Genomic DNA, 13,685 nt, shown 5'->3' with positions numbered 1-13,685 from the left:
CCGGGGGGTGTCGGAGGGTCTGCCTAGACTTCAGATCCGATGTCGAATCCAGCCTCCGCAGCCGCCCCGCAGGACAACTTCGTCCACCTCCACGTCCACACCGAGTACTCCATGCTCGACGGTGCGGCCCGCATCGACGAATTGCTCAAAGCGGCCGCCGATCAGGGCATGCCGGCCATCGCCACGACCGACCACGGCTACATCTACGGCGCCTACGAGTTCTGGTCCAAGGCCCGCAAATACGACATCAAGCCGATCATCGGCGTCGAGGCCTACATCACTCCCGGCACCGCCCGCGGCGACAAGACCCGCGTGAAGTGGGGTGACGGCGGCCGCGACGATATCGGCGGCAACGGTGCCTACACCCATATGACCCTGCTTTCACGCACGACCGAGGGCATGCACAACCTCTTCCGCATGTCTTCGCTGGCCTCCCTCGAGGGGCACTACTACAAGCCCCGCATGGACCGCGACCTGCTCAGCACGTATGCCGATGGGCTGATCGGCACCACCGGTTGCGTCGGCGGCGAGATCCAGACCCGCCTGCGCTTCGGGCAGTATGCCGAGGCCAAACAGGCCGCCGGTGAGTTGCGCGACATCTTCGGCAAGGAGCACTTCTTCGCTGAGGTGATGGATCACGGCATACCCATCGAGCGGCAGACGCAGGCGGAGCTGCTGCGGCTGGCCAAGGAGATGGGCTTGCCCCTGCTGGCGACCAACGACCTGCACTACACCAAGGCCGAGGACGCCAAGGCGCACGCGGCGCTGCTGTGTGTGCAGTCCGCCTCGACCCTGATGGATCCGGGCCGCTTCAAATTCGACGCCGAGAACTTCTATTTGCGCAGCGCCGCCGAGATGCGCCACCTCTTCCGCGAGCTGCCCGAGGCGTGCGACAACACGCTTCGCATCGCCGAGATGTGCGACGTCTCGTTCGTGGAGAAGGAGGGGCAGTACATGCCCCGGTTCCCCTGCCCGGCGGGGGAGGACGAGACGTCGTGGTTCATCAAGGAGGTCGAGACCGGCCTGCAGGCGCGCTACCCCGGCGGGGTGCCGGCGGAGTCACGCAAGCAGGCGGCATACGAGATCGACATCATCGTCGGCAAGGGGTATGCCGGCTACTTCCTCGTCGTCGCCGACTTCATCAATTGGGCCAAGGACAATGGCATCCGCGTCGGCCCGGGGCGCGGCTCGGGTGCCGGCTCGATGTGCGCCTATGCCATGCGGATCACCGATCTCGATCCGCTGCGGCACGGCCTGATCTTCGAGCGCTTCCTCAATCCGGAGCGGCCCTCGATGCCCGACTTCGATGTCGATTTCGACGAGCGCCGGCGCGGTGAGGTCATCCGTTATGTGACGGAGAAGTATGGCGATGATCGCGTCGCCCAGATCGTCACCTACGGCACGATCAAGGCCAAGCAGGCGGTCAAGGACGCGGCCCGGGTGCTCGGGCATCCGTTCGCGATGGGGGACCGGCTGACCAAGGCGATGCCCGCCGACGTCATGGGAAAGGGCGTGCCGCTGAAGGAGATCTTCAACAGCGAGCACTCCCGCTACGCCGACGGCGCCGATTTCCGGGCGATCCACGAGGTCGAGGAGCCGGTCCAAGAAATCGTCGACACGGCCATCGGCCTCGAGGGGCTTAAGCGCCAGGCCGGCGTGCACGCCGCCGGCGTGATCATGTCCAGCGAACCACTGACCGACCTGATCCCGATCATGAAGCGGGAGCAGGACGGGCAGATCATCACCCAGTTCGACTACCCGAGTTGCGAGCAACTCGGGCTGGTCAAGATGGACTTCCTCGGCCTGCGCAATCTGACGATCCTCGACGACGCGATCGAGAACATCCGCGACAACCGCGGTGAGGAGATCGACCTCGACGCGCTGTCGGAGACGCTCGACGACCCGGCGACCTATCAGTTGCTGTCGCGCGGTGACACGCTCGGTGTCTTCCAACTCGACGGCGGCGGCATGCGCACTCTGCTGAAACTCATGCAGCCGGACAACTTCGAGGACATCTCCGCCGCGCTCGCGCTCTATCGCCCCGGCCCGATGGGCGTGGACGCGCACACGAACTTCGCCCTGCGCAAGAACGGCAAGCAGGCGGAGGTGCCCCTCGACCCCAAGCTGGACGGCAAGCTCGAACCGGCCATGTTGGAGGCACTCCAGCCCATCCTCGGCAATACCTACATGCTTTGTGTGTATCAAGAGCAAGTGATGGAGCTGGCGCAGAAATTGGCCGGCTACACCCTCGGTGCGGCCGACTTGCTGCGGCGGGCCATGGGCAAGAAGAAGAAGGAAGTCCTCGACGCCGAGTTCGACACTTTCTCCTCGGGCATGCGCTCCCAAGGCTTCAACCAGGATTCGGTCAAAGCCCTCTGGGACGTCCTCGTCCCGTTCTCGGACTATGCCTTCAATAAGGCGCACACTGCGGCATACGGCCTGGTCAGCTACTGGACCGGCTATCTCAAGGCCAACTATCCGGCCGAGTACATGGCCGCCCTGCTCACCAGCGTCCGGGACGACAAGGACAAGTCGGCGCTCTACCTCAACGAGGCGCGGCGAATGCACATCACCGTGCTGCCGCCGTCGGTCAATGAGTCGCGAGCCGCCTTCGCCGCCGTGGGTAGTGACATCCGCTTCGGCCTCGAAGCCATCCGCAATGTCGGGCGCAATGTCGTCGATGCCATCGTGGCGGCCCGCGACGAGAAGGGAAAGTTCGTCTCGTTCAGCGACTTCCTCGACAAGGTGCCGATCTCGGTGTGCAACAAGCGAACGATCGAGTCGTTGATCAAGGCCGGTGCCTTCGACGACCTCGGCCAGCCGCGAGGCGGCCTGCTGCGCATCCACGAGGACTACGTCGATGCCTATGTCGAGGGCAAGCGCGCGGCGGCCATGGGGCAGGACTCGCTGTTCGGCGGCTTCGAGGACGACGACGACCTGAGCATGGATCTGTCCGGCCTACCGCCGGTGCCCGCCGTGCACTGGGACAAGCGAACCCAACTCGCCCACGAGCGGGACATGCTCGGCTTGTATGTCAGTGACCACCCGTTGTTCGGGATCGAGCACGTCCTCTCGCGCAACTCCGACACTCCGATCGCCGCGCTCCTGGACGAGGACGCCAGCCACGAGGACGGCGCGCAGGTCACCATCGCGGGCCTGATCACCGGACTGGCGGTCAAGCGCAACAAGAGAGGCGACGCCTATGCGACGGTGACGGTCGAGGACCTCGGCGGCGCCGTCGAGGTGATGTTCTTCAACAAGACTTATCTCGCCTGCCAGCACCTGCTCGCAATGGATGCCGTGTGTTCCGTGCGAGCCCGGGTGCGCCGGCGAGACGACGGGGTGCAGCTCTCGGCAATGGACTTCACCATTCCCGAGATCACCGAAGGTCCCCGTGGCCCGGTGGTGGTCTCCATGGAGTTGACGCGGGCTACCCAACCCGCCATCGAGCAGTTGAAGGCCGTGCTGGCGTCCTATCCAGGGGCGACCGAGGTTCACGTCAAGCTGGTGCAGCCCGGCCGCTCCGTCCTCTTGCGCCTCGACGATCAGTTCCGCGTCAATGCGACCGAGGCTCTCATCGGCGACCTCAAGGTGCTCCTCGGGGCCCGCGCGGTCAGCTGAGGGTGCCCACCGGGCTAACTGAGTGTCCCCAGGGGCTAAGTTGCCAAAGGTGACCCCCATGTCGTCCGACTCATCAACCGCGCCCCAGGCTGCCGACCATCCACCGGTCCAGCAACTGCAGACCGAACTCCTGCAGGAGCTAGGTCCGGACGTCGTTGTCACCGATCCGGCCGTCATGGATGCCTACCGCACCGACTGGACTCGCGACGCCAGCGCGGGGCAGCCCCTGGCCGTCCTGCGGCCCCGGACCGTTGATGAGGTCCAAGCCGGCGTGCGCTGGGCGGCGGCGCGCGGCATACCCATCGTCCCCAGGGGAGCGGGATCGGGACTGTCCGGCGGGTCCCTCGCCGTCGACGGGGCACTGACGCTCAGTCTGGATCGGATGACGGCGATCGAGATCGACGTGGCGACGCGGACCGCGATCGTGGAGCCGGGGGCATTGAACGCCCAGGTCAAGGCGGCCGCCGCCGAGCACGGGCTGTGGTATCCGCCGGACCCGAGTTCCTTCGAGATCTGCTCGATCGGCGGCAACGTCGCCACCAATGCCGGCGGGCTGTGTTGCGTGAAGTATGGCGTGACCACCGACTACGTCCTCGGCCTCGACGTCGTGCTCGCGGACGGCACCCTGGTCAAGCTGGGCGGGCAGCGGGTCAAGGATGTGGCCGGGCTCTCCCTGGTCAAGCTCTTCGTCGGCAGCGAGGGGACGCTCGGCATCGTCACCCGCGCGATCCTGCGCCTGGTCCCGACCCCACCGCCGCCGGCGACGCTGGTCGCGAGCTTCCCCACGGTGCAGGGCGCCGCCGATGCGGTCGTCGCGATGTGCGCGCGGGTCCGGCCCGCCATGGTCGAGTTGATGGATCGGGCGTCGATCAATGCCGTGGAGGACTACACCCGGATGGGCCTGGACCGGTCGGCCGGGGCTTTGTTGCTGGTTCAGTCGGATGCCCCCGGTGAGGCGGCCGTGGCGGAGGTGGCCGTCATCGAGGCGGCCTGCATCGCCAACGGCGCGACCGAAGTTTTCGCCACCTACGATCCCGAGGAGGGCGCCGGGTTCGTGGCCGCCCGCCGGGCGGCCTTCCCGGCGGTCGAACGCCTCGGCTCACTGCTCTTGGAGGATGTCGGCGTCCCGGTGCCGCTCCTGCCCACCCTGCTCACCGGCATCGAGGACATCGCCGTGCGCAACGGTGTCGGGATCCCGACGGTGGCCCACGCCGGCGACGGCAACACGCATCCGATCGTTGTCTTCGATGCGGCCGACGCGGCCATGGCCCGGTCCGCCAGGAAGGCCTTCGACGAGGTGTTGGCACTGGCGATTTCGCTCGGTGGGACGATCACGGGCGAGCACGGCATCGGCCGCCTCAAGCGGGCCGCTCTATCCGATCAGCTGGGCCCCGACGTGATGGCGTTGACCCTGCGGATAAAGGATGCCCTCGACCCGGCCGGCATCCTCAACCCTGGCGCCGGCTTTTAATAACCCCACGAAGTTCTCCGCTCGTTCCTCGCTCCGATACTTCGCGAGGACCCCGTCCGGGACTGCCGGGGAATGCCCACGCCCCACAAACTAGATTGACGCGGTGACCGCACCGCTGACGCCCTCGGGCTCTGACAACACGCCCCCGATCGCCCCGATGCGCGCGTTCGAGCGCACCCATCACGGCGTGACGGCGAGCGATCCCTACGACTGGATGAAGGATCGCAGAGACCCGGAACTCATCGCCTATCTCGAGGCCGAGAACGCGTATGCCGCGGCCCGCACCGCGCATCTCGCGCCGCTGCGGGAGCAACTGTTCACGGAGATCAAGGGGCGCGTGCAGGAGAGTGACCTCTCGGTGCCCGTCGGTGATGGACCGTGGTGGTACTACTCGCGGACCATCGAAGGCCAGCAGTACGCCATTCACGCCCGCAGCCCGCGGGTCAAGGGTGAACCTCGACCTGACATCGAGGCCGGTCGCACCTTGCCGGGCGAGCAGATCCTCCTCGACGGCAATCAGGCGGCGGCGGGTCACGAGTTCTTTGCGGTGGGAGCCCTCACAGTCAGCGCCGACCACCGCTATCTCGCCGCGGCGATCGACCTGGAAGGCGACGAGCGGTTCGCGGTGACCGTCACCGAGATCGAGTCTGGTCATGTTGTCGATGCCGCCATCGCCGGGGCCGGCTACGGCCTGCAGTTCGATGCCTCGGGGCGGTATCTGTTCCACATCGCCCTGGACGACGCCTGGCGCCCGCATCAGGTCTGGCGCCACGAGATCGGCACGCTGGCCGATCGGGACGTGCTGGTGTATCAGGAAGACGACGAGCGCTTCTGGATGGGCATCGGCGGTAGCCGGGACGACCGTTTCCTGATGATCGGCGTCGGGTCCAAGACCACGAGCGAGACGTGGCTGCTGCCCGCGGATGACCCCCTCGGCGCCTGGCGCTGCGTCGCGCCGCGCCGGGAGGGCATCGAATACGACATCGAAGTCGACGGCGATCGCCTCCTCATCGTTCACAACACCCACAACCCCGAGGCAGATCTCGCCGCCGCACCCCTGACCAGCACCGACCCTGCCGACTGGGTTCCCGTTCTCGCCTCCGGGCCGGGGGAGCGGTTCCTCGACATCGACACCTTCGAGGCGTATGCCGTGCTGTCCCTCCGCGCGCAGGGCCTCCCCACGCTGCGGGTCTTGCCGCGCGACCCCGGCTCACCGACCGGGTTCGGTGACCCGATCGACTGGCCCGCCGGCGGGGACCTCAACACCGTCGCGCTGGCAGAGAACCCCGAACTCGACGCACCGGTGCTGACCGTCGTCGAGGAGAGCTTCGTCGTACCCCGATCGACCTATGACGTGGACCCGCTGACCGGTGCCCGCGCCCTCGTCAAGCGCCAACCGGTCCTCGGCGGCTACGACCCGGGCGACTACGTCGAGTCCCGGGAGTGGGTCCGCGCGGGGGACGGCACGGCCATACCGGTGTCTGTTGTCCGCCGTGCTGACGTCGTGGCCGATGGCACGGCTCCCGCCCTGTTGACGGGGTATGGCGCCTATGAGATTCCCAACGATCCCTACTTCTCGGTGGCTCGGCTGAGCCTGCTCGACCGCGGGCTGGTCTATGTCGTCGCGCACGTCCGAGGCGGGGGCGAGATGGGGCGGGGCTGGTACGACGACGGGAAGCTCGAACGCAAGCGCAACACCTTCACCGACTTCGTCGCCGTCGCCGATGCTGTGCGAGGCCGCTGGGCGGACCCCGCACGTCTCGCCTGCGAGGGCGGCTCCGCCGGCGGGCTGCTGATCGGCGCCGTGCTCAACCTGGCCCCGGACCGGTTCCGGTTCGCGCACGCGAAGGTGCCCTTCGTCGACGCCCTTACCTCGATGCTCGACCCGGATCTGCCCCTGACGGTGGGGGAGTGGGAGGAGTGGGGCAATCCGCTGGGGGATGCCGCGGCATATGAGGTGATGGCGAGCTATGCCCCCTATGACAATGTCGGCCGCACGGACTACCCCGCCATCCTGGCCACCACGTCGCTGCACGACACCCGCGTCCTGGTGACGGAGCCGGCGAAGTGGATCGCGAAACTGCGCACCCACGCAACGAACGATTCGACGACGCGGCCGATCCTGCTGCACACGGAGATGTCGGCGGGGCACGGCGGTCGCAGCGGTCGGTATGACGCATGGCACGAGATCGCCTGGGACTGGGCGGTGCTGCTGGACCAGTTGGGCGTGGGGTAGTCGGCAAGGCCGCGGGCGACGGCCTTGAGCGCCGCTCCCGAATGTCGCCGGAGAAAGTTGGGTGAAATCCGCGCGCGGGGTCTCCCGCCCGCGCGTTATGGCCGGTAGCGTCCCCTGGCAGTGGCGAACGGTACAGCGCCGTTCGCACCTGGGAGGACAGAGGAAAGAGTGCGACGGAAATTCACCGCGATCGCGACCACCACGGCGGTCGCCGCGATGGCCGCGTCCCTGGCTGGGGCCGGCGGCGCCAGCGCGGACACCGAGAAGGTCAACCCGAGAATCACCGTGCAGTTGTTGTCGTTCAACGACTACCACGGCCACCTTGAGGCCACCGACAAGCCCATGGCTGCGGACCCGAGCCAAACCCCCGCGGGAGGCGTGGAGTATCTCTCGGCCAAACTCACCCAACTTCGCAAGAAGATCGGCGACCCGAACAGTCTCACGGTCGCGGCCGGTGACCTGATCGGTGGCTCGACCTTCCTGTCGGGCATGTTCCACGACGAGCCGTCCATCGAATCGCTCAACACGCTCGGTCTCGACGTGTCCAGCGTTGGCAACCACGAGTTCGACGAGGGCACGGCCGAACTCTTGCGGATGCAGAACGGCGGCTGCCACCCGGTCGCCGGCTGCTACTTCCCCGACCAGCCGTATGCCGGGGCCAACTTCCCGTATCTGACCGCGAACGTCATCAAGAAGTCGACCGGCAAGCCCTTGCTCGCGGCCACGGCCGTGCGCACCGTGAACGGGCAGAAGATCGGCTTCATTGGCATGACGCTCAAGGGCACGCCGTCGCTGGTCGACCCGGCCGGGGTGTCAAGCGTGGTCTTCCAGGACGAGGTGAACGCGGCCAACCGCGAGGCCAACAACCTGATGAAGTCCGGGGTGAAGGCGATCGTCCTGCTCATCCACGAGGGCCTCAACCAGACCGGCGGCCTCAGTGACTGCACCGCCGCCTCCGGCCCGATCCTGAGCATCGCGCAGCGGGTCAACCCAGCCATCGACATGGTCGTGTCCGGACACACGCACCAGCCCTACATCTGCAAGATCACCGACTCCCTCGGCCGTCCCCGGCTGCTCACGTCGGCGGCGTCGTATGGGCAGTTGGTCACGGAGTCCTACTTCCAGATCGACACCGTCACCCACGACATCGTGCGTCCGACCCTGCGCGCCACGAATGTCATCGTCGACCGCACGTCCACGCCCGACCCGGCCGAGACCGCCGTGCTCGACAAGTGGCGCGCGCTCGCCGGCCCGATGGCCGGCCGCGTCGTGGGCACCGTCGCGGCAGACGTCAAGGGTGACTCCAATGGCGACCGTGGCATCGAAACCCCGATGGCGGACTTGATGGCCGACATCATCAAGTGGGGCACGCAGTCCGGTGGCAGCCAGATCGCGTTCATGAACGTCGGTGGTGTCCGGGCATCCTTCCTGGTCGACCAGATCAGCAATGGCGAGCAGCCGGGTGAGATCACCTACACCGAGGCCTACAACACCTCGCCCTTCGGGAACCTCTTGGTCACCCTCGACATGACGGGACAGCAGATCAAGGACACCTTGGAGCAGCAGTACGTCGCCGGTCGTTCCGGCGGCCGCGACAACCTCGCGCTGGGTGTGTCCGACGGCTTCACCTACACCTGGGATGCCACCCAACCGCAGGGCAGCCGAGTCGTCGCCTCCTCGATGATGCTCAATGGCGCCCCGATGAGCATGACGGCGACCTACCGGGTCGGCACGCTCAACTTCCTCGCCAATGGCGGTGACTCGTTCACGGGATTCACGGCCGGTACCAACCTGGTCGGCGGCAAGGAAGACCTGGCGAATGTCGTCGACTACCTCGGGACCCACCCGGGTGTCACCCCGCCCCCGGACCGGGTGGCGGGTCTCTAACTCGACCTAGCCCCAGTCGACGGGCAGAGACACGCCGAGGATCGCCTCGGCATACGGCGTGTCTCTGCCCGTCGATGTGTTGGCAGGGGTCGCTGATGCTGGTTGCGGCCGGAGTTTCAGAGGCAGTACTGGTTCGGCATCAGGACGTTGGTCGGGCGTGGCCAGTTGCGGCAAAGGCGCAGGCCGCGCTGCCGCAGGCCGTCGTCGATGTACTTCAGCAGGGACGCATCGGTGCCGAGGTGCTGGAGGTGGACCACCACGGTCGAGCCTCCCCAGGCGTTGCCGACGATGTAGTCCGCGGCCTGTTGCGGGGTCACCTTGAAGTCGGGGACCTCGAGCGGAGCCTTGCTCGTCGAGCGCGCCCAGTCGCGGGGGTCGACGTCCCACAGGCAGTTGTTCTTCTTGTACTTCGCGAAGGCCGTCTCGACCGTGGAGTTGTAGGCGCCATAGGGCGGGCGGACGTAGTTGCTTCCGTTGTAAGGCCGCGTGATCTCCCAGACGACCTGGTCATAGCTCATATTCGTGAGCAGATCGTGGTCATAGGTGTGGTCGACCACGAGCAGGCCGCGGTTGCGTGCCATCGTCACATCGACCAAGCCGGAGGCGACGAACTTGCCATTGGGGGCGATGCCGATGCCATAGCCCCCGGCCTTCGCGGCGTCGATCAGGGCCTTGTATGAGGTGGCGCTCGTGGGCTCGTCGTCGAAGACCAGGAGCACCTTGTCGGTCGAGGCGTTGCCGCACTTGTACTTCTGGAAAGGCGCGTTCACCTTGGTCAACACGTCCCAGCCCGCGCTGCGCACCGAGCCGTCCCGGCGCACGAGGCGGTATGACGTGGCGAACTTGATCATGGCGTCGCGGGCGGCGGCATTCCAGAAGCCTGTTGTCGGCCCGTTGTAGAAGTAGGCCTGCTTCAACAGCCGCTGGGCCAGCGCCACACAGGTTCCGCTGTCGCCGTAGTTGATGGCCGGCCGCGACGTGGGCGGCGTGCTTGAGGTGCAGTTGACCGTTGCCGCCGAGGCGGAGGTGCCTGGTAGCAGCGCCCCCGCGAGAGCGACAGCAGACAGTGCGGAAGCGATGCGGCGGGCGTTTGTCACGCCCGAGAAGTTAGCAGCCATACCTCCATGACGTGCCAGCCCGCCCGTCGGTTGTGTTGGGACCCAGCGTGGGACGGGTTGTGTTGGGACCCAGCGTGGGACGGGTTGGCCAGGGAGGCACCAGCAGGAGACGCAATAACCTGGAGTCGGGACTCAATCGGACGCAATAACCTGGCGCGGACGCAATAGCTATTGCGTCCGCGGCGGGCTATTGCGTCCGCCGCGGGCCATTGCGTCCGCCGGAGTTCGACCCGCGGGTTATTGCGTCCGCAGGAGTTCGACCCGAGGACGGGAAGTGGCTACCCGGCCGGGACGCGCAACTCCCGCAACGCCGCGGTGAGGCGCGCATCGAAGACGGGGGCGAGGGTCTCGACATAGGTGGCGGTCAGGTGGGCGCTTTGCCGCCAGACCAGCACATGGCCGATCACCGGCCAGCACCCTTGCTGCGGGCATACCCAGGGATTCATATCGATCAGGCGCGCCGTCGGCACCCGCTTGACCGCCTCCACCAGCGCCAGACCCCCTGACCCGGTGTTCCACGCGCCCCGGCAGCGAGTCATGAAGTCGCCCGGGTGGTCCGTCATGCAGACGTATGCCGTGAGCCCCGGCTGTGGGGTGTCCATCACCGCCACCACGGGCACCCCCAGCCGACCCAGGCGCTGCCAGTAGTCCACATAGCCGTCCACCATGACCGACAGTTGCTCGGTGCCGTCCGGGGCATACGCGACCCGCCGTATCCCTGACGTCACCACGACGGTCGGCCGCTCGGGCCCGCTCAACCGGGCGAGAACGGCGCGGCCCCACTCCTGGCAGGCGACATAGCGGTGGTCGGCGTCCACTCCCCCATAGATCAGCGCCGGGCTCCATGGGCAGCTGGACTTGAGATAGGTCCGAACCTCCCAGCCGTGCGTGTCGGCGAACCGCTCGATCGCCGGGAACCACTGCGCTGCCTTCGAGTCCCCCACCAGCGCAAGGACTTTGCTCGACCCCGGGGAGCCGTAGCGGCATACCTTGACCTCAACGGGAGCCAACTCGACCTGACAATCGTCGGCGTACAGTCGCGGGGCGTCGTCGGGAGCGCGCAGTGGATCGGGCGTGACCCCGACCGGATGTTGGTCGATCTCGACCGGCCGCGGCGTCGCGCCGGTCCCGAGCACCCCGGCACCCGCCCGCGAAACGGGGATCGAGCTCAGGTCGATCGGGGCGAAGCCGCTGTGTCCTCCCGCCCGCAGCAGCGTCGCTCCCGTCCCGACGCCCACGAGGGAGCACACCAGACCGAGCAGCAGCGCCGTTCGCGTGCGCGCGACGACGGCCGGATGGAAGCGCAGCGGGTTCTCGATGAGGCGCTGCGTCACCCAGGCGGGCACCACGCTCGCCGCCACGACCGCGGCGCCTTGCCACGGTGCCAGCCCGTCGAACACATGGGTCGCCACGACGACCAATGGCCAGTGCCAGAGATACAGCGAATACGACAGTCCACCGATCCACACCAATGGGCGTATGCCGAGCAGCGCCACCGGGCCCCACCCACCACCGCGGACCCCACCAACGGCGGCCCCACCAACATTGGCCCAACCTCCAGCGGCCCCACCGGCGATCACGGCGGCGGCTCCCAGGACCGGGACCAACGCCGCCGACCCCGGCCACGAGGTCGTGGTGTCCTGCGTCCACAACCCGACACCGATCAAGGCCAGCCCGGCCCACGCCAAGGCCGCGCCGACCCGCGGCGGGAGGGCGCGGCATACGGGGGCACCGACGGCCACCAGGGCACCGATTCCCAACTCCCACAGGCGAGTTGTCGTCACGAAGTAGGCCCGGGCCGGGTCGCTCGACGTCAGGTGAATCGACCACGCCAGCGACGGAATCGTGATCGCGGCGAGGCCCACTCCCATCATCGGCCGCACCGGCAACCGCCACCGCCGGATGAGGACGGCAACGAGCGTGAGCAGCACCGGCCACAGCAAGTAGTACTGCTCCTCGACGGCCAAGCTCCAAAATTGCTGCACCGGCGAGTGCGCTGTGTCCGTGGCGAGGTAGTCCACGGATCGGGCCGCCAGCCGCCAGTTCACGACATACGCGGCGGCTGCTACGAGGTCGCCGCCGGTGTCCCGCCATGTCACGCGCGGCAGCGCCAGCAACGTCAGCACCGCCGTCGCCACCAACACCGTGGCCGCCGCCGGGAAGAGGCGTTTGGCGCGGCGGGCATAGAACCGGGGCAAGGAGATCCGCCCGCTGGCCTCGACCTCTCGCACCAATTGTCCGGTGATCAGGAAGCCCGAGATGACGAAGAAGATGTCGACCCCGGCGAACCCGCCGGTGAGCCCGCCCAGCCCGGCGTGGAACCACATCACCGTCAGGACCGCGATCGCTCGCAGGCCCTCGACGTCCGCCCGGAAGCCCGCCGCCGAATCCCGATCAGCCACGCTCGCGCCGCGGATCAGCTGAAGACGACCGTCCGGTCGCCCGCCAGGAAGACGCGATTGTCGCAGTGCCAGCGCAGCGCCCGAGTCAGCACGCGGGCCTCCACCTCTTCGCCCGCGCGCACGATCTCCTCGGCGACCATCCGGTGATCGACGCGGATCACGTCCTGCTCGATGATCGGGCCTTCATCCAGGTCCGCGGTCACATAGTGCGCGGTGGCACCGACGAGCTTCACTCCCCGGGCGAAGGCCTGGTGATAGGGCTTGGCACCCTTGAAGGACGGCAAGAAGGAGTGGTGGATGTTCATGATCCGACCCGACATCCGCGTCGCGAGCTCGTCCGAGAGCACCTGCATATAGCGCGCCAGGACGACGAGGTGAATATCGTTGTCCTCCACCAACTTCAGCAGCGCGGCTTCTGCTTCCGGCTTGCTCTCCGGCGTGACCGGGATGTGGTGATAGGGGATGCCATATTGCCGCGCTAGCGGCTCCATGTCGGGGTGATTGGAGACGATCGCCGGAATCTCCATGTTTAGCGCGCCGGCCTGCCACCGATAGAGCAGGTCGTTGAGGCAATGGCCGAACTTGCTGACCATCAACAGCGTTCGGTATGGCGCACGCGCATCCCAGATTGCCCATTCCATCGCGAACTCGCTTGCCACAGAGTCGAATCCGCCACGCCACTCCTCGACCGAGCGCCCCCCGCCGGGGGTCTCGAAATGCACGCGCATAAAGAACTGCCCCGTGCGGCGATCATCGAACTGCTGGCTCTCGACGATATTTCCCCCCGACTGCGCCAAGTAGGTCGCGACCGCGGCCACGATCCCAGGCCGGTCGGGGCAGGACAGCGTCAGCACGAATTCGGGGGTCATGGCCTCGGATCGTAGTGCGCGATTCGTAATCCGCGCCGCCTTGACCGCGCCGCCCGCGGGGACCATGCTGTTCCGCACCAC

At 67.2% G+C, this 13,685-nt stretch carries 7 protein-coding genes; 4 read left to right on the top strand and 3 right to left on the bottom strand.

All coding sequences use genetic code 11. From position 1 onward, the window contains the following. Positions 1-39 precede the first annotated feature (39 nt). The 4 genes from dnaE (at position 40) to BN13_RS01440 (ending at position 9,215) form a co-directional block, all read left to right on the top strand. Complete coding sequence (gene dnaE / locus BN13_RS01455) at positions 40-3,621, top strand: DNA polymerase III subunit alpha (RefSeq protein WP_048543829.1); 3,582 nt, start codon at positions 40-42, stop codon at positions 3,619-3,621. 58 nt (positions 3,622-3,679) lie between these two features. Continuing rightward, positions 3,680-5,092, top strand: a complete 1,413-nt coding sequence (locus BN13_RS01450; RefSeq protein WP_084733495.1) for an FAD-binding oxidoreductase — start codon at positions 3,680-3,682, stop codon at positions 5,090-5,092. 103 nt (positions 5,093-5,195) lie between these two features. Then, on the top strand, positions 5,196-7,328 hold the full coding sequence (locus BN13_RS01445; RefSeq protein ID WP_321162885.1) for a S9 family peptidase: 2,133 nt from the start codon (positions 5,196-5,198) through the stop codon (positions 7,326-7,328). Positions 7,329-7,496: 168 nt separating this feature from the next. Then, on the top strand, positions 7,497-9,215 hold the full coding sequence (locus tag BN13_RS01440) for a bifunctional metallophosphatase/5'-nucleotidase (protein WP_048543827.1): 1,719 nt from the start codon (positions 7,497-7,499) through the stop codon (positions 9,213-9,215). A gap of 116 nt (positions 9,216-9,331) precedes the next feature. On the opposite strand, the gene BN13_RS01435 is transcribed toward BN13_RS01440, so the two are convergent. The 3 genes from BN13_RS01435 to purU form a co-directional block, all read right to left on the bottom strand. After that, entirely contained in the window at positions 9,332-10,312 is a 981-nt protein-coding gene (locus tag BN13_RS01435; protein ID WP_162199894.1) for a polysaccharide deacetylase family protein, read from the bottom strand. A gap of 299 nt (positions 10,313-10,611) precedes the next feature. Continuing rightward, positions 10,612-12,735: an acyltransferase family protein gene (locus tag BN13_RS01430; protein ID WP_048543824.1), complete on the bottom strand. Its 2,124-nt coding sequence runs from the start codon at positions 12,733-12,735 to the stop codon at positions 10,612-10,614. A gap of 14 nt (positions 12,736-12,749) precedes the next feature. Next, a complete protein-coding gene (gene purU, locus BN13_RS01425) occupies positions 12,750-13,604 on the bottom strand; it encodes a formyltetrahydrofolate deformylase (RefSeq protein WP_048548733.1) in 855 nt (284 codons plus the stop codon). Positions 13,605-13,685: the final 81 nt, after the last annotated feature.

Origin of the sequence: Nostocoides jenkinsii Ben 74, from assembly GCF_001046875.1 — a bacterium.
GTDB classification, from domain to species: Bacteria; Actinomycetota; Actinomycetes; order Actinomycetales; family Dermatophilaceae; genus Nostocoides_A; species Nostocoides_A jenkinsii.
Note: the sequence above shows the minus strand (reverse complement) of the source record. Positions and strands in the feature narration are given on the sequence as shown.